The sequence below is a fragment of the Rhodococcus sp. LW-XY12 genome (assembly GCF_019317345.1).
Classification (GTDB): domain Bacteria; phylum Actinomycetota; class Actinomycetes; order Mycobacteriales; family Mycobacteriaceae; genus Rhodococcus; species Rhodococcus pyridinivorans.
Genome location: NZ_CP079226.1, coordinates 121,672 through 138,189, shown reverse-complemented (window position 1 = coordinate 138,189; position 16,518 = coordinate 121,672). Strand labels below are relative to the sequence as shown.

At 67.1% G+C, this 16,518-nt stretch carries 15 protein-coding genes; 11 read left to right on the top strand and 4 right to left on the bottom strand.

Translation table 11 applies throughout. The features are described 5' to 3' along the window. Positions 1–96: 96 nt before the first annotated feature. The 6 genes from KXC42_RS24940 (at position 97) to KXC42_RS24915 (ending at position 5,852) form a co-directional block, all read left to right on the top strand. Positions 97–1,188 carry an ABC transporter substrate-binding protein gene (locus tag KXC42_RS24940; protein ID WP_169833866.1) on the top strand — a complete coding sequence of 364 codons (1,092 nt, stop codon included), beginning with the start codon at positions 97–99 and terminating at the stop codon, positions 1,186–1,188. 218 nt (positions 1,189–1,406) lie between these two features. Then, the gene (locus KXC42_RS24935; protein ID WP_064256979.1) at positions 1,407–2,600 is read left to right on the top strand and encodes a thiolase family protein; all 1,194 of its coding nucleotides are present in this window, start codon (positions 1,407–1,409) and stop codon (positions 2,598–2,600) included. A gap of 11 nt (positions 2,601–2,611) precedes the next feature. After that, complete coding sequence (locus KXC42_RS24930) at positions 2,612–3,376, top strand: SDR family NAD(P)-dependent oxidoreductase (RefSeq protein WP_064256978.1); 765 nt, start codon at positions 2,612–2,614, stop codon at positions 3,374–3,376. Positions 3,377–3,439: 63 nt separating this feature from the next. Further along, the gene (locus KXC42_RS24925) at positions 3,440–4,801 is read left to right on the top strand and encodes an AMP-binding protein (protein WP_082899721.1); all 1,362 of its coding nucleotides are present in this window, start codon (positions 3,440–3,442) and stop codon (positions 4,799–4,801) included. Then, positions 4,716–4,949, top strand: coding sequence for a hypothetical protein (locus KXC42_RS27850; RefSeq protein WP_169833865.1), 234 nt, complete (start codon positions 4,716–4,718; stop codon positions 4,947–4,949). The genes KXC42_RS24925 and KXC42_RS27850 overlap by 86 nt, the downstream gene beginning before the upstream one ends. A gap of 18 nt (positions 4,950–4,967) precedes the next feature. Next, positions 4,968–5,852, top strand: a complete 885-nt coding sequence (locus KXC42_RS24915; RefSeq protein WP_064256977.1) for a LysR family transcriptional regulator — start codon at positions 4,968–4,970, stop codon at positions 5,850–5,852. On the opposite strand, the gene KXC42_RS24910 is transcribed toward KXC42_RS24915, so the two are convergent. Further along, positions 5,808–6,680, bottom strand: a complete 873-nt coding sequence (locus KXC42_RS24910) for a LysR family transcriptional regulator (RefSeq protein WP_064256976.1) — start codon at positions 6,678–6,680, stop codon at positions 5,808–5,810. The genes KXC42_RS24915 and KXC42_RS24910 overlap by 45 nt on opposite strands. Before the next feature lie 120 nt (positions 6,681–6,800). Between KXC42_RS24910 and KXC42_RS24905 the strand changes: the two genes are divergently transcribed. The 5 genes from KXC42_RS24905 (at position 6,801) to KXC42_RS24885 (ending at position 12,699) form a co-directional block, all read left to right on the top strand. Next, positions 6,801–7,607, top strand: coding sequence for an enoyl-CoA hydratase/isomerase family protein (locus tag KXC42_RS24905; protein ID WP_064257014.1), 807 nt, complete (start codon positions 6,801–6,803; stop codon positions 7,605–7,607). Continuing rightward, the gene (locus KXC42_RS24900; RefSeq protein WP_064256975.1) at positions 7,604–9,586 is read left to right on the top strand and encodes an acetate--CoA ligase family protein; all 1,983 of its coding nucleotides are present in this window, start codon (positions 7,604–7,606) and stop codon (positions 9,584–9,586) included. The genes KXC42_RS24905 and KXC42_RS24900 overlap by 4 nt, the downstream gene beginning before the upstream one ends. Beyond that, entirely contained in the window at positions 9,583–10,812 is a 1,230-nt protein-coding gene (locus tag KXC42_RS24895) for an acyl-CoA dehydrogenase family protein (RefSeq protein WP_064256974.1), read from the top strand. The genes KXC42_RS24900 and KXC42_RS24895 overlap by 4 nt, the downstream gene beginning before the upstream one ends. Beyond that, positions 10,809–11,867, top strand: a complete 1,059-nt coding sequence (locus KXC42_RS24890) for an acyl-CoA dehydrogenase family protein (protein ID WP_064256973.1) — start codon at positions 10,809–10,811, stop codon at positions 11,865–11,867. The genes KXC42_RS24895 and KXC42_RS24890 overlap by 4 nt, the downstream gene beginning before the upstream one ends. 61 nt (positions 11,868–11,928) lie before the next feature. After that, positions 11,929–12,699 carry an IclR family transcriptional regulator gene (locus KXC42_RS24885; RefSeq protein ID WP_064256972.1) on the top strand — a complete coding sequence of 257 codons (771 nt, stop codon included), beginning with the start codon at positions 11,929–11,931 and terminating at the stop codon, positions 12,697–12,699. Positions 12,700–12,773: 74 nt separating this feature from the next. Here the strand turns inward: KXC42_RS24885 and KXC42_RS24880 are convergent, their stop codons facing one another. From KXC42_RS24880 to KXC42_RS24870, 3 genes are read right to left on the bottom strand one after another with little or no spacing between them, the layout of a single operon-like run. Continuing rightward, on the bottom strand, positions 12,774–13,928 hold the full coding sequence (locus KXC42_RS24880; protein ID WP_064257013.1) for an acyl-CoA dehydrogenase family protein: 1,155 nt from the start codon (positions 13,926–13,928) through the stop codon (positions 12,774–12,776). Between the two features lie 20 nt (positions 13,929–13,948). Beyond that, the gene (locus KXC42_RS24875) at positions 13,949–15,226 is read right to left on the bottom strand and encodes an acyl-CoA dehydrogenase family protein (RefSeq protein WP_197481880.1); all 1,278 of its coding nucleotides are present in this window, start codon (positions 15,224–15,226) and stop codon (positions 13,949–13,951) included. A gap of 43 nt (positions 15,227–15,269) precedes the next feature. Continuing rightward, positions 15,270–16,466, bottom strand: coding sequence for an acyl-CoA dehydrogenase family protein (locus KXC42_RS24870; protein WP_064256971.1), 1,197 nt, complete (start codon positions 16,464–16,466; stop codon positions 15,270–15,272). Between the last annotated feature and the right edge of the window lie 52 nt (positions 16,467–16,518).

The window sequence follows — 16,518 nt, the reverse complement described above, 5'->3', positions numbered from 1 at the left end:
ACTATTCGTACTATGTGGTTGACATCACAAACTAACCACCCATAGCATTCAGCTGGATCTAATCAGATTCCACTGAATGAAAGGTATGTGATGTACGTGCCGAATCGTCGAGCCGCAGCGCTCGCCGCCGCCTCCGCCTTGTTTGCAGCTGGTCTCGCTGCGTGCAGCAGTCCGACAACGTCGGCGAACGGTGGTGGCTCCGCTGGCGCCGCGTGCCCGGATGCGTCGACCACCGGCGAGATCGTCATCTCGGCCGGATCCAACCTAGGGGTGTTCTCGTCGGTACTCCTCGCCGAGGCGACCGGGGCGTTCGACAAGGCCGGGCTCAACGTGACGCTCGAGAAGATTCCATCCGCCGAAGCGATCCCGCTCGTGGCACAGGGGCGAATTGACGCCCAGATGACAAGCTACTCCGCCGCGCACTTCAACGCCGTGGACAGCGGTGTCGACGTGCAGTGGATGATGCCGTTCGATACACAGCAGGAGTACGAACCCGGCACGCCGCTGCCGGGCTACTGGGCGCACGTGGACTACGTCGGCACCGGACCGGAACCGGATCTCAAGGGCCTTGCCGGGCAGAGCGTCGGATCCCCGACATCCGGAACTGGGATCGGCGGTCTGATCCTCGACAACGCGCTCGCCAGCGTCGATCTGGACATCGGCGATGTCACGCTGAAGCAGCTGGTCGGTGCTGACGCGCTGGTCGCGCTGGAGAACAAGGCCGTCGCCGCCACCTGGATTGCGTCTCCGCTCGAGGTGGAGGCCGCCAAGAACAACAACCTGCGCCCCATTGCGAGCTACGCACCCGGCGTCACCGGAACGTCGCTCATCGCCGGCCCGAAGTTCCTGGATCGACCGGAGACGGTCGTGAAGTTTCTCCAGGTGGTGAGCCGCACCATCGAGGAAAACCTGCAGGGTGACTACCGTCAGGATCCTGAGGTGCGTGCCCAACTCGCAGCCCTGCTCGAGACGGACGAGTCGGTCGTCGAGCAGTCCCCGCTCCTCTACTTCGATCCGACACTGTCGATGGACGGAGTCGACGAGTTCCTCACCGAGTTGCAGGACTTCTCGCTCGAGAATGGTGGACTCGAGTACGGCGAGCCTCAGGACGTGACGACCCTCTTCGACCCGAGCTTCGTCGAAGCTGCGAACACCTGCTCACGCGACTGGATGACCGGGTCGAGCTGACGAACTGCTCCGCAGGGCACGGCGGTCCGCACCCCAGAAGGAGCGTGCGGGCCGCCTGGCATAGGTATCCCCGAGGGGGTGCGTCGGATTTCCAATCCGTGAAAGCCGTTGACTGCCAGGCTGTTTGAAAACAATGCTCGTGTCGTGATCTCGTCACGAGGAAGGAAGGACCCCATGGTGCGCGACTTGAACCACGTACAGGCGGCGGTGGCACGTCGATGAACCGACTCGAGGAGGTCGTCATCGTCGATGCGGTGCGCTCGCCGATGGCGAAGGGCAAGCCTGGCGGCGAGCTGTCCTCACTGCATCCCACAGAACTACTCGGGCAGGTGCTGTGCGAGCTGATTCGCCGCAGCGATCTCGACCCTGCGCTGGTCGACGACGTGTTGACCGGATGTGTCACCCAGGCGGGTGAGCAGGGTGGCACGGTCGGGCGGGTGGCGTGGCTGGCCGCGGGCCTTCCGCTGCACGTTCCCTCCGCGACGATCGAGCGCAAGTGCGGCTCGGGTCAGCAAGCTGTCGTCTTTGCCGCGCAGGCAATTGCGTCCGGCCAGGCGGACATCGTCATCGCCTCGGGCGTCGAGTCCATGAGTCGCGTGCCGATGGGCGCGGCGAAGCTCGGACAGGACGGCTACGGCCCGGCGATGCGCGCGCGGTTCCCGCACCTGACGAGCCAGGGTGTGGCGGCGGACCGGGTCGCCGCCGCTTTCGGGCTCGGGCGCGAGGACCTCGATGCCTACTCGGCGGAATCGCACCGGCGCGCCCAGTCCACGGTGGACGGTGGCGGATTCGACAACGAGATCGTCCCCGTCACCGTGGCCGACGGTGCGAGGGTGAACACCGACTCGACGATCCGCCCGACCACCTCGGTCGAAGGCCTGGCGAAGCTCGCGCCTGCCTTCGCGGGGGGCGAGGTGGCGACCACCTTCCCCGACCTTCAGGGGGTCACCACGGCGGGCAGTTCCTCCCAGGTCACTGACGGCGCAGCGGCAGTGCTGCTGATGTCGGCTTCGCGAGCGAACTCCCTCGGGCTGGCCCCGCGGGCTCGGCTGGCGTCGAGCACCGCATGTGGTGACGATCCCGAGATGATGCTCACCGCGCCGATCCCAGCCACCCGCAAGGTGCTCGCCCGGGCCAACCTCACCCTCGACGACATTGACATTTTCGAAGTCAACGAGGCATTCGCATCGGTGCCGATGGCATGGATGACAGCCCTCGGCGTCGACCATGGTCGGGTCAATCCGCGCGGCGGGGCCATCTCGCTCGGACATCCACTCGGAGCGTCCGGCGTCCGACTCCTCACGACTTTGATCAACGCACTCGACCAGTCTGGCGCACGCTACGGACTACAGACGATGTGCGAGGCGGGCGGAATGGCCAACGCCTACATCGTCGAGTCACTCACTCACTAAGGAAGTCAAACATGAAGCTGGACAATGCATCCGTCGTCGTCACCGGCGGGGCCTCTGGTCTCGGCCGCGCCAGCGCCGAGCGCCTCGCCGCGCGGGGCGCCGAGGTGGTCATCGTCGACCTGCCGACGAGCGCGGGCAGCGACGTTGCCGAGGCTATCGGTCCGAACGTCCGATTCGCGCCCGCCGACGTGTCGAACGCGGACCAGGTCGAGGCAGCGGTCGCTGCCGCGGCCGATCGTGCGCCGCTGCGTGGCGTGGTCCACTGTGCAGGTCGGGGAGGGACCGTGCGCCTGGTCGATCGGGAGGGCCAGCCGGGCTCACTGGAGACGTTCGCGGCCGTGGTGAACACCAACCTGTTCGGCACCTTCAACGTGCTCCGCTTCGCCGCGGCCGCGATGGCCGGGAACGACGAGGTGGACGGCGAACGGGGCGCGATCGTGCTGACCGCGTCGGTTGCCGCGTACGAGGGCCAGATCGGTCAGATTCCCTACGCCGCCTCGAAGGCGGGCGTCGTGGGCATGACGATCGTGGCTGCTCGGGACCTCTCCAGCAAGCTGATCCGGGTGTGCACGATCGCGCCCGGCGTCTTCGACACCCCTATTCTCGGACGAATGGGCGAAGACGCGCGGGCACGCCTCTACGGCGCCGTTCCGCATCCTCGCCGACTCGGGAACGCCGGCGAGTTCGCACAACTGGCCGAGAACATCCTGGACAACCCGATGCTGAACGGTGAGACGATCCGCCTCGACGGCGGTCTGCGCATGGGCCCGAAGTGACCGGGCGTCCGGCATAGCCCCGCGAGTCCGCACCCACCCCCGCAGTCCTGTAGGAGGACGACCGTGCGCTCCTTTGAGCACTACGCCCTGAACGACCCCGGACGGGTCGCGCTCGTCGCCGACGGTCGCACGACCATGACCTTCGGAGAAGTTGCGGCGTCGACGAACCGGATCGTGAACTTCTTGGCAGAGCAGCCCTGCCTCGGCGAGGGGAGCAGTGTGGCGGTGCTGATGCCGGACGGTCCTGAACAGATCGTCGCCCAGCGCGCGGTTCTCCAGCGGCCGCTCTATCTGACTCCATTGAACCGTCATCTCACACGCAGCGAGATCGCTTACGTCATAGCGGATTCGGATGCGAGAATCCTGCTGACGACCGCTGAGTTCATGGACCTCGCCGCCGCCGGTGTTGCAGATGCTGGGACCGACTGCGTCGTCATCGACGTCGGCGATCTTACTGGCGACGGTGCGAACGGTTGGTTCCACGACGAGTCGACCGAGGTGACGGCAACGACGGCGGCGGGCTCGCGAATGTTCTACACCTCGGGGACTACGGGACGCCCCAAGGGGGTACGCCGCGCCCTCCGTGGTGTCACCCCGCAGGAGGCCGCTCAGCTCGCGGTCGCACGCGGCGACACGTACGGCGTCGACGTCGAGAATGGCGTGTTCCTCAGTACCGCACCCATGTATCACACCGCTGGCTCGGTGTTCGTCGACCAGGCGTTGGCTCTCGGGCACGCCGTGGTCGTCGCACCGAAATGGGACCCGCGCATCTGCCTCGACCTGATCGGTCGGCACGCCGTCACCTGGACCTACCTCGTCCCGATGATGATGTCGGATCTGTTGGCCCTCGATGTCGCGGACCGCAGCCGGTACGACACCCGGTCGCTCCGCCGCATCGTGCACACCGCGGCGCCGTGCCCGCCCGTGGTGAAGCGGGGGATCATCGAGTGGCTCGGACCCGTGGTCACCGAGATCTATGGCGGCACAGAGGGGACCGCGACGTTCATCACCAGCGAGGAGTGGCTTGAGCATCCTGGAAGTGTCGGGCGGGCTGGCCAGGCGACAGAGCTGTCCGTCCGGGACGAGCACGGAAATCCTCTCTCAGCGGGAGAAGTGGGACTGATCTACTTCCGCTCGACCTTGCCCACATTCCTATCACGGCGACGCGGACAAGACGGAAAGGTCCCGGTTGAACGGGACGATCACGCTGGGGGACCTCGGATACCTGGACGAGGCTGGCTACCTGTACGTGACCGGGCGCGACGCCGACCTGACCATCTCGGGCGGGGTGAACATCTATCCCGCCGAAGTCGAGCACGCACTACTCGAAGTTCCAGGAGTGATCGACGCGTGTGTAGTGGGGCGCAAGGACGAACGGTGGGGCGAGAGTGTCCATGCCGTTGTAGTGGGTTCCGACCCCGTTGACGTTGAAGTCCTGGAAGTTGCCCTGCGCGAGCGCCTTGCGGGCTACAAGGTCCCGCGGTCCTGGGAAGTGCGGGACGCAGTGCCGCGGTCCGAGGCGGGCAAGTTGCTGCGCCGAGTTGTGCGGGCGGAGGTGAACGGAGATCGGTAGCGGGCTAACGTTCTCGGTATGGAGCTATCCCAGCTGAGGTACTTCCTGGCTGTGTGCGACAGCGGCAGCGCACTCGGTGCGTCCGCCCGGCTCGGCGTGCGACAGTCGAGTGTCTCCACTGCGATCCGTGCACTCGAACGCGATCTGAACGCAACCCTGTTCCATCGTGTGGGCAGGGGGATGATTCCCACTCCGGCAGGTCACGCCCTGGCCGGTCCGGCACGCCGGATCATGCGCGAGTGCGACCAGTCGACCGAAGTGGCGGCCGGTCCGACCCGGCGGGTTGCCGGCGGACTTGAAGTCGCTGCGCTGTCTACCGCGGTCAGTGGTCCGTTCGCCACTCTTGTTGCGTCGTGGCTCGCCGACACCCCCGATGCCGTTCTGCATGTCCACGACCTCGCCCGGGAGGATGACGTCGTGGACGCCCTGTCCTCAGGGTCGGTCGAAATCGTCTGCACCCGACTACCGCTCGCTACGTCGCTCGAGAACGCCTACCGCGTGATCTCCCTCGGCAGGGGCGACCTGCACGTGGCCGTCCCCCCGACGTCGACCGCACCGCCCGACCGGGTCCTCAACTTCCAGGATCTCGCCGCCATGCCGATGGTCCTGGTCCCGCCTGGTCGCCGGTCCGAGTTTGAACGCACGACCGCCCGACGACCCCTCCCCGTCGCGGCAGTCGTGGAGCAGCGAGAAGCGCGCACGGCATTCATGCTGGCGGGAATCGGCAGCACACTGGTAGGCGGGAGCCTGGTTGGTGAGGTCCGGGAGCGGGGCGCCCACGTCCGGCGGCTGGAGCCTCGGTTCCGGCAGGAACTGGGTCTGGTGTTCGCCGCCGACCAGCTCAGCCCGGTCGCGAGGTCATTCGTTGATGCTGCCGTCGAGTACGTCAGCCGCCGCTCGTAATGCCTCGCCGGCGGGAGAAAGGATGCCCCGCCGCCAGATCAGCGCGGGGGTGCGCCACATCGGCGGATCAAGCGGACGCAGAATGGTGTTCGGGAGGATCCTCTCGGCACTGAACTTCCCGATCAAGGCGGATGCCGTCCCGGCGGTGACCAGTTCCCAGAGCAGCTGGCGATGCGCCGTCCGGATTCGGGTCGATACAGCAGCGTCGGCGAGAAGCGCACCAAGTTCCGTGGACCTGTCCGCATCTGTTGTCGGCACTCCGACGCCGTGTGAATGCACCTCGTCCCGCCGGACGGGCCCGATGTCGCCAATGTCCTTCCCTGCGAGCACGATCTCCTCCCGGGGAAGGGCGCGCACCCCCCATTTCGGGTCCTCGACGGGAAGGTCGACGACTCCGATTTCAGCCGCGTTGCGGGTGAGTCGCTCCATCACCTCGGGTCCAGTCCCGCCGTCGAGCACATGCACTTCCAGACCGGGGTACCTGTGGCGCAGCGCTGCGACAATCGGCGTCAGGGGATAGACCGACAGCGTGGACGCCGTCGCGACTACGACCCGTCCGACCGTGAGGTCGGAGACCTGACGGACGCGCTCGCGGGCCCTGTCCGCCTCTCCGAGCACCCGCCGGGCGACCCCTGCCAGCTCGAGTCCGGCGTCCGTCGGCTTCGCAAATCGCCCTGACCTGTCGAGCAAGTGCACACCGAGCTCCGATTCGAGCAGCCGAATCGTCTGGGACAGCGAGGGTTGGCTGACGTAGAGCGCTGCTGCGCCCCGGCTCACCCCCTGGTGGTCGACGACCGCGAGAAAGTACCGAAGCGCACGCAGATCCATGGAACGGATGCTAGACGTACATAGGCTCTGTCGATAGCTTCTCTCGGAACTACCTTCTTGTGCCGACCTCGCGGTGCGACGACAGTGAAAGTCACCAGCAAACGCATCCACGGAGGAGCCATGACAGAACGTCACGTCAGTGTCGAGACCAAGGGCAGCACCGGCATCGTCTATCTCGACCGTCCCGATCGCCGCAACTCGTACACCCCGGTGATGGCGAATCAACTACAACAGGCGCTCGTCGAACTTGACAGCGACCAAGCGGTGTCCGTGATCGTCGTGACCGGTCGCGGGGAACACTTCGGCGTCGGTGCGGACCTCGGCCTGGACTGGCGCGACGTCGACGCGCACGCCGTAGAATCACTGACCCGACCGGACCAGGCACCGTGGCGGCTGCAGACGCCGATCATCGCGGCGATCAACGGCGACGCAATCGGAGTGAGCCTGACATGGGCGATGCAGGCCGACATTCGGGTCGTGGCATCCACGGCGCGGTTGGCCTTCTCGTTCAACCGGGTCGGCATCATCCCCGATCGCGGATCGATGTGGCTGTTGCCGCGCCTTGCCGGCTTCGGCGTCGCGATGGACCTGCTGCTGACCGGCCGCACCATCGACGGCCGGGAGTTCACGACGCTGGGCCTCGCCACACACTGCGTTGCCAGCGAGGACGTCCTCGTGACCGCGATCGACCTCGCCGCCGACATGGCCGAGCGGTGCGCGCCGGCGTCGATGACCGTCACCAAGCAGCTGATGTACGAGTTCCTCGAGACCACCGACCGGTTGCACGCCTACAACCGGGAGCGTCGGACCCTCAACTGGGTGCGCACGCTTGGCGAGACGTTGCGGGGGATCGCGGCATTCAAGGAGAAGCGAGCGCCGGAGTGGCAGACCACGAAGCACACGACCATCCCGGCGGAACTGCGATGAGTGCTCCCGCCACGTCGGAGGACCGGACCGCGACCGCAGTACCCGACCTCACCCCGCTGCTGCGCCCAGAGTCGATCGCGGTGCTCGGCGGAACGTCGAAGCCGACCGGACTCGGCAGCCGCACCCTCGCCCACCTGCGTGCGGCTGAGTATCCCGGCACTGTCGTCGTGCCCGCCCGCGGCGAGCCGCTGGACCGGGACGTCGACGTCGCAGTCATCGCGGTCCCCGCGGCCGCGGTGCACGACGTGCTCGACTCGGTCGACGGTCGGACCAAGTTCGCGGTGATCTTCAGTTCGGGGTTCGAGGAGGTCGGCGGCGAGGCGCTGCGTACCTCGCGCGGAACGGTCCTGATCGGACCGAACACGGTTGGGCTCTACCACGCCCAGTCCCGTGCAACGCTTACCTTCGCACAGGCCTTCGACTCGCTAGTCGACTGCCGGCACGGCAGCGGGGCGTTCCTTGTGTCGCAGAGCGGCGCATTTGGAGCCCGAGTGGTCAGTGCCGCAGCCCGTTTCGGGCTTCATCTCGACGGTTTCATCGGTTCGGGCAACGAGGCTCACCTCGACGCCTGCACACTCGCGCGTGGAGCTCTCGCGGTGGCTCAGCCGAAGGTCCTTATGCTCTACCTGGAGGGGCTGCGCGACGCAGTCACGCTGGAGGCGCTCCTGGCCGACGCGCGAAACGCCGGTGTGCCCGTTGTGTGTCTTCTCGGCGGCCTCTCCGATGCTGGGGCAAACGCCGCCGCGTCACACACCGCCGCGGTCAGTGCCGACGCGGCGGTGGTCGACGAACTGTTCCGCGCTTACGGTGCGACCCTGGTCAGGTCCGACCGCGACCTCATCCTGTCGGCGCTCGCGTACTCCGTGTTGGGGACGGCACGGGGACGCCGCGTCGGAATCGTGACGGGATCGGGTGGCGCGGGCGTGGTGGCGTCGGACCTGCTGAGCACGGCGGGCGTGACGCTTCCTGCGCTGTCCGCGCCCACCCGGTCCGCGCTGGCCGCGCTGCTGCCCGCGATCGCGACGACGGGAAACCCGGTCGATGTCACCGCTCAGACCGTCGGTGACGACGTTCTGCTCGGAAAGGTATGTGATGAGCTCCGCAACAGCGGTGAGGTGGATGCGATTCTCGTTGTGGGCAGGGAGGACCAGGCCCGCTCGATCGGTGCGGTCGCCGGAGCTGCGGTACCCACCGTCCTTGCCTGCCTCGATCGCGAGCCTGCGAATGTGCGCCCGCTGATCGAGGCAGGTGAGATGGTGCTGCCGGATCTGGACTCCGCCTGCAAGGCGGTGGCCGCGGTGACGCGGTTCGCTGGGCCGCGGAACTCGGCAGTACCGCGAAGGGAACCGACTCCCGGGCCGTGGCAGCGCCTCGACGGCACGCCCTCGGCCGCGGAAAGCCTCTCGCTCGTCGAGGACGCAGGCGTGGAGACGGCGGACTGGCAGCTGGCACGCAGCGTCGGGCAGGTCGCGGAGATCGGTGAGACGCTCGGTTGGCCGGTGGTGCTCAAGGCGGACAGTGCCGCCGAGGTGCACAAGGCTCGCGCCGGCGGGGTGAAGCTCGACGTTGACCGGGCGCGCGCAGGCACGGCGGCGGAGGAGCTTTTCGCCTCGGGAGCGGGTGGCGTCATCGTCGCGAAGCAGCTGCGGAGCTCGATGGAGCTGTTCGTCGGAGTCCGCCGTGACCCGCAATGGGGTCTGGTCGTTTCAGCGGGGCTCGGCGGCGCGAACATCGAACTCCTCAACCGCACGGTCGCCCTTCCCGCCTTCCTCGGGGAGGAGCATCTGGCGGCGCGGCTCGAGGAGGAGATCTTCTTGCGAGTACCGGGACGGTACTCCGACACCGGTCCAGCTCTGGCGCGAGCCGCCACCCGCCTGGTTCGACTGGCCGCGGCCACCGGAGCCGCCCTGGTCGAATGCAACCCGCTGGGATGGGTCGACAGTCGACTCGTCGCTCTCGACGCACGGGTCGTGCTGTGAGCGCCGCGGACGAGCTGCGTGCGACGCTGGCTCGGATCCTCCCTCCATCGTGGACCGCGTTGGTCGCCGGGGACGACCGCGAAGGGTTGGATGAGATGATCGCCGCGACCGACCCCGCCGAGGTGTCCGAGCTCGTGCGCATGGTCGCCCGGGACGGATGGTTGGTGCCAGAGTGGCCCTGCGAGCTGGGAGGCCGCGCCCTCGGCGCCGACGAAACCGTGGACGTGCGAAGAGAACTCGCGAGGTGGCGGGTTGGCACTGTTGAAAGTGCCATCGGCACCGGCTGGGTGGGTCCGGCGATCCTGAAGTACGCGAGCAGTGACGTCGCGGAGGAGTTGCTTCCCCCGATCGCCCGAAACGAGGCACTCTGGTGTCAGCTATTCTCCGAGCCGGACGCTGGCTCCGACCTCGCCGCGGTACGAACCCGCGCCACCCGCGACGGTGACGTCTGGACGGTGACGGGTCGCAAGATATGGACGAGCCGTGCGGACAGGGCGGGATGGGGGCTGGCGGTCGCACGCACCGACGCGAGCGTTCCCAAGCATGCCGGCCTGACCTGCTTCCTGGTGGACATGAGGTCCGCCGGCGTGAGTTTTCGACCGATTCGTCAGATGACCGGGGATGCAGAGTTCTTCGAGGTGAACCTCGGCGATGTTCGGATCCCGGATCGCTATCGACTCGGTGAGGCCGGGCAGGGCTGGGAAGTGGTGCGCGCCGTGCTGGCGCTCGAACGGGTAGCCGGATCCGGCGCCGGCGCTGCGACACCCGGGTCAATGGTCGGCCGACCGATCGAGGAACTGGTCAGCAACTACCTGCCCACCGCGTCGGAGCTGGAAGCGGACAGGATCGCCCGGCTGTGGGTGGAGTCCCGCGCGATCGCCTTCAACAATCGGCGGCACGCGTTGCACCGGACGGAGAACCTGCCACCCGTCGCCAACGGCACGCCGTACAACAAGGTCATGCAGGCCGAGCACACCAAGCGCTTGCAGCGGGCGTTCCTGGACTTCGGTGAACTCGGTCTGCTCGCCCACGCACCGGACGCCCGGGGTGCCGCCTACGACGTCTGGGCCTACCTGCGGGTACAACCCAAGACGGTGGCCGGAGGAACCTCCGAGGTGCTGCGGGATCAGATCGCGGAGCGCGGGCTCGGGATGCCTCGCGGTACCGACCCGAGCCGGACTCAGTCCTGGCGTTCCTTCATCGACTCTTCAGGAGCAAGCGCATGAGGCTTCCATCGACAGAACAGCGTGACTTCGTTACCAGCGTCGAAGCGATCGCGGAGAAGCACGACCCGCTCAGCGCCCTGCGCGCGGGCGATCCCGGACCGCGGGTTCTCGACGAGATGCTGTGGCGTCGTCTTGTCGACGTCGGTGTCCTCGAGCCACTACAGGACGGCGACGTCCAGACCACCTGCCTGGTCGCGGAGGCGTTGGGGAGGTATGCGACTCCCGTGCCCTACCTGGCCCGCACCGTGTCCCGGTATGCGCTGTCCGTGCTCGAACAGACCGGGGTCAGCGAGGCCTACACGTTCGGGTTCCTCGGTGCCGACGGCGGGTTCACCGCGGCTCCGCTGGAGATGCGCGACGCGCGGGTCAGCGGAACGCTGCCATTCGTGCCCGACGCCGACGTGTCGTCGGAGGTGGTGGCGCTCGCCGTCGACGACGGGGAGACACGCGCCGTCGTGATGGACGTCGCCGACGCTGACGTGAATGCACTGGTCTGCCTCGACGGAACGCAGCCGATGAGTTCGGTCCAGTTCGACGCTGCACCGGCCCGAGTGCTCGCATCGCGGGATGCAGCACTGGCCGAGGGGCTCGAGCGGGTCCGGCACGTCGGGACCGCGATTCACTGTGCATCGCTGGTCGGTGCGATGTCGTGGCTGCTGGACACGACCGTCGACTATGCGGGCCAGCGGGTTCAGTTCGGTCAGCCGATCGCGTCGCGGCAGGCGGTCAAGCACGCCTGCGCCGACATGCTCGCCAGGACCGAGTCCAGCCGGGCGATGGTCCTCGAGCTGGCGGGTGTCCTGCAGGAGGGCTCGTCGAGTGCGGTGTCGACGGAGTTGCTCGTCTCGACGGTGAAGTCGTTCGTCTCGGAGGCGGCCGACGAGTGTGCGTCGCGCGCTTTTCAGCTGCACGGCGGCATCGGCTTCACCTGGGAACACGACCTTCATCACTACTTCAAGCGGTGCACGGTGGGGTCGACGCTGTTCGGCACACCGGCCGCTCACCGGACGGTAGTAGCCCGGTGCCTGCGCGGCGAGTTGACTCCGCTCAACTGAATTGACTTCAGCTTGACGGAATCCTGCTACGATACGCCTGGTATCGAGCTGGAAACTGAAGGTGGGGTGGGTCGTGGCAGAAGGCGCGATAGCCAGGACGCTTCGTGTCCTCGAAGTCGTCTGCGCGAAGGGTCCGCAGTCGTTGAAGGCGCTCAGTGACGATTTGGATCTCGCGCCGCCGACGCTGCTTCGAATCCTGCGGCTGATGGCAGAGGAAGGTTACGTCACCCAGCTGCCGGACCGGACCTGGCGTGGCACGATGCTCGTCTGGAGCCTGGGCTGCGCCGTCAACGCGACGGTGGGGGTGTCGACGCTGTCCCAGGAGCACACCGACACCTTGACGACGGAACTGGACGAGACGTCCGTGTACGCGGTGTACGAGCAGGGTGCGGTGACCTACGCCGCGCACTCCGAACCCGCCAAGCCGGTCCGGGCCAACGTGCGGCTCGGCCGGCGTCACGGACTGCTGTCGACCACCACCGGCCACGCCGTCCTCGCGTGGCTCGACGACGCGCGACTCGAGGCGGCGGTTGCCGAGCAGCCACAGTCCGCAGACCCGCTCGACTTCGATGAGGCATCCCGGCTGATGGCGCGGATCCGCGCCGACGGCTACGTCAGCGGGTCCGGCGTCAAGTGGCCGGACCTTTGGGCCGCCGCGGCTCCGGTGTTCGACGCCTCGGGCCAGGTCGTCGGCGCCCTCGGCGTGTCGATCCCGGCCGCCCGTGCGGACGAGGCCCAAGACCGGGCTATCGAGGCCGTCGTGCGCGAGGCGGACGCAATGACGCGGCGATTGGGTGGATCGGTGTCGCACAGGACCACGCTCGAAGCCTGACCACCAACCGAACTGGCCCCGATCTCTCACGGAGATCGGGGCCGGTTCGGTTTGGTCGGTTCGCGTGGAGCGTGTCAGCGGTCGACGAGGTTCAAGGTGCGGGCAACGATACCCTTCATCACCTCGGAGGTACCCCCATAGATCCGCGCGACCCGCGCGTCTGCGTACATGCGACAGATGTCCTGTTCCCACGTGTAGCCGTACCCGCCATGGAGTTGCAGGCAGGCGTCGACCACCGCGCCGTGGAGCTCCGTGCAGAAGAGTTTGACCTTCGCCGCCTCCGCCGGGTCGAGCCGTCCCCGTTCATGCCGGCCCATCGCGCGATCGACCAGGGCTTGACCGGCACTGACCCTGGTCGCGAGATCGGCGAGCACGAACTTCGTGTTCTGGAAGGTGCCGAGCGTGGTACCGAACACCTTGCGATCCCGCACATACTCGCAGGTGACGGCGAGCGCGGCGAGAGCCTGGGCCTGCGAGTTGACCGCGATGGACAGGCGCTCCTGCGCGAGATGCGACGACAAGTAGGTGAATGCACGGCCGGGCTCGCCCAGGATGTTGTCCGCTGGCACGACGACGTCGTCGAAGAACAGTTCGGTGGTGTCCTGCGCCTTGAGCCCGAGCTTCTCCAGCGGCGCACCGCGGGAGAAGCCGGGCGTCGAGGCTTCGACGACGGCCAGGGTGAGCCCGTGCCGACGGTTCTCCGCCGCCTCGGACCTGGCCACCACGATCACCAGGTCGGACTGCGCACCACCGGTGATGAACGTCTTCGAGCCGTTGAGTACCCAGTCCGAACCGCGACGATCGAGGCTCGTTCGGATACCGGCCAGATCAGAGCCGGCGCCAGGCTCGGTCATGGCGATCGAGGTCATCAGCTCACCGTTGGCCATGCCCGGCAGCCAGCGCTGCCGTTGATCGCTCGTGGCCAGGCTGAGCACATACGGTGTGACGACGTCGGTGTGGACCCGCAGCGAACCCATGGTGGAGCGTTCGTACGCGACCTGCTCGGTGACGACGCAGTTGAACAGGAACCCGTCCTGACCGCCGCCACCGAACTCCTCCGGAATCTGCAGGCCCACGATGCCCAGTTCGCCCGCGGCCCGGTAGACGTCCCGATCGATCATCCCGGCCTTCTCGAACTCGCCGATCCGAGGCGTCACCGTCTGCCGCAGGAAGGCGGCGACGCTCTCGGCGAAGTCGGAGTGTTCATCCTGGTAGACGTCGCGCTCCACGATGTCGACGCGCATCGCGCTCACCGCCGCCGCTGGCTGCCGCTCACGCCGAGGACCTGCGCGCCGAGCACGTTGCGCATCACCTCGGCAGTGCCGCCCCCGATCGCGAGACCACGACCGTCACGGAAGTAGCGTTCGACGGGCCACCGCCGCGAGTAGCCGCGTGCCCCGTGGATCTGGATCGCCTCGTTGGTCACCCGCTGGACCATCTCGCTGCTGTGCAGCTTGGCCATCAGCGTCGCGGTCTGATCGGGGAAGCCATCGGTCCCGGTGCGCGCCGCCCGCCACAACAGCACCCGGGCGACGTGGACGTCCATCGCCATGTCCGCGATCTTCCACTGCAGCCCCTGGAACGTCGCCAGCGGCCGTCCAAACTGCTCGCGCGCGTTGAGATGACCCACGCTGGCGTCGAGCGCCGCCTGAGCGAGCCCGGTGCACATCGCTGCATTGCCGCAGCGCTCGGGATTGAACTGGTTGACCAGAACCCCGGTGCCCTCCTTCGAGTCGATCCGAGGCCAGATCAGCACGTTCTCCGGCTCGATGCGGACGTTGTCGAAGTGCACCAGACACTCACCGACCCCGCGAATTCCCATCTTCGGGTCGACGACGAAGTCGCTCATCCCCTCGGGGCGACCCTGGACAATCACCGCACCGATGCCGAAGGGGCCTTCGCTGCCGGCAATGCGACAGAACACGATGATCGTGTGGGCCTCACGGCCACCGGTGATCCAACACTTGGTGCCGGTGAGACGAAACCCGTCTCCCTCCGGGGTGAGCGTTGTGCGCAGGTCGGTGCCGGCGGTGCCCGCAGCCGGTTCGCTCATCGCGATCGCGAAATGGTTGGTCCCGTCCGCCACGCCCGGCAGTAGCCGCTGACGCAGATCGTCCGTGCCGAGAACGTTCACCGCCCGCCACGGACCGTTCAGGAACGGCTGTACCGCCATGGCAGTCGACAGGCAGGCCCGGGCGAGTTCCTCGACGACGATGCATCCCTCGAGTAGCCCTTCTCCCTGCCCACCGAACTCCTTCGGAACCGTCAGGCCGATCAGGCCGGTCTCGAGCACTGCTTCGAACGTCTCCCGCGGGAACGTCTCCGACTCGTCCCACAGGTGCGCGCGGGGTCGGAGTTCGGTGACCGCGACCTCGCGGGCGATCTCCCGAATCTCACGCTGGCGCGGAGTGAGCTCGGCCCATGCTCCGTCCCAGGTGATCTCGGGATCGAGCTGCGCTGGCTCCCACACGTCACGCTGGTAGTCGAACATCAGATCTTCCGTGGACTGCACGGCGTCGAGAGTCATCGTTAATGGCCTTTCGGAACATGTGGTTGAAATGTGGGCACAGTCAGTCGTGCTTCCCGGCGCGCTGGTCGAATCCACGGCCGAGTAGTTCGGAGACCACGCGGATCCGCTGCATGTTGGGCGTGCCTCCCGCCAGCGCCCAGCCATGCGCATCACGGTGCATCCGCTCGAGCCCGTACTCCTCGGAGTACCCGTTGGCGCCGTGCAGGGTCATCGCCATGTCGGTGACGCGCTTGGCCATCTCGTTGGCCGCGCACTTCGCCAACGACACTTCGAGAGTGCTGGGCCGACCCGCGTCCAGTCCCGCAACCGCCCGGTCTCGCAGCAGCCGCGCCGACTCCACCTGCAGCGCCATGTCGGCGAGAGTGAGCTGGACCGACTGGAACTCGACGATGGGGCGACCGAACTGGAGGCGCTCCTGGACGTACGCGATGCTCTTGTCGAGCGCGGCCTGGCCGAGCGCGAGGCTCATGGTCGTGTTGCCGAGGCGCTCGATCGAGAAGTTACTGAACAGGGTGCGGAAGCCGTCCGGAGGGGACACGACAAGATTCTCGATCGGGACCTCGACGTTGTCGAGAATGACGTCCGCTGATGGGATTCCTCGGAATCCCATCAGACGTTCACGTTTGCCGAACGACACCCCTGGTCGATCGGATTCGACGATGACCGCTCCGATCCCGCGTGAGCCAGGGGCCTCGCCCATGCGGGCGTACACGAGGTAGCGGTCCGCCTCTCCGCCGTTCGAGATCCATCGCTTCAGACCGCGGACCACGACGGTGTCGCCCTGAACCTCGGCCCGGGTCACCATGTCTGTGGCGGCCGAACCGGCGTCCGGCTCGGAGATTCCGACCGCCATGGTGTTCTCGCCACTGATGATCCCTGGCAGGAACCGCTGCAGTTGTTCCTTCGTGCCGATTCGGGAAAGATGCTGGGCAGGACCGACATTGGCTTCGAATACCTGAAATGCTGCTGGCGGATAGACCTTCGCGAGTTCCTCGACCACCGTGAGCGCCTGCGTGAAGCTGCCACCGGCGCCGCCGTACTCCTCGGGAAGGGCGATGCCGAGCCAGCCGAGCTGCGCCAGGTAACGTCGCTCGTCCGTTGAGATGGTCTCGCGGTCGCGATCCCATTGCTCGACGAACGGCGCATAACGCTCCTGCGCGACTTGTCTCACGACTGAACGCAGTTCGTCCAACTCCTCCGCGCCGGACGGCTGACTCGGGACAGTGACGGTACTCATTGGGATCCTTCAGTAGTTTCTGTGCGGGTGGTGTCGTCGCCGTATGGCGCCG

Excerpts from the sequence above, each read along its gene's own strand:
- KXC42_RS24935 (WP_064256979.1), top strand. The coding sequence starts at position 1,407 with ATGAACCGACTCGAGGAGGTCGTCATCGTCGATGCGGTGCGCTCGCCG.
- KXC42_RS24930 (WP_064256978.1), top strand. The coding sequence starts at position 2,612 with ATGAAGCTGGACAATGCATCCGTCGTCGTCACCGGCGGGGCCTCTGGT.
- KXC42_RS24915 (WP_064256977.1), top strand. The coding sequence starts at position 4,968 with ATGGAGCTATCCCAGCTGAGGTACTTCCTGGCTGTGTGCGACAGCGGC.
- KXC42_RS24910 (WP_064256976.1), bottom strand. The coding sequence starts at position 6,680 with ATGGATCTGCGTGCGCTTCGGTACTTTCTCGCGGTCGTCGACCACCAG.
- KXC42_RS24905 (WP_064257014.1), top strand. The coding sequence starts at position 6,801 with ATGACAGAACGTCACGTCAGTGTCGAGACCAAGGGCAGCACCGGCATC.
- KXC42_RS24900 (WP_064256975.1), top strand. The coding sequence starts at position 7,604 with ATGAGTGCTCCCGCCACGTCGGAGGACCGGACCGCGACCGCAGTACCC.
- KXC42_RS24890 (WP_064256973.1), top strand. The coding sequence starts at position 10,809 with ATGAGGCTTCCATCGACAGAACAGCGTGACTTCGTTACCAGCGTCGAA.
- KXC42_RS24875 (WP_197481880.1), bottom strand. The coding sequence starts at position 15,226 with ATGACTCTCGACGCCGTGCAGTCCACGGAAGATCTGATGTTCGACTAC.
- KXC42_RS24870 (WP_064256971.1), bottom strand. The coding sequence starts at position 16,466 with ATGAGTACCGTCACTGTCCCGAGTCAGCCGTCCGGCGCGGAGGAGTTG.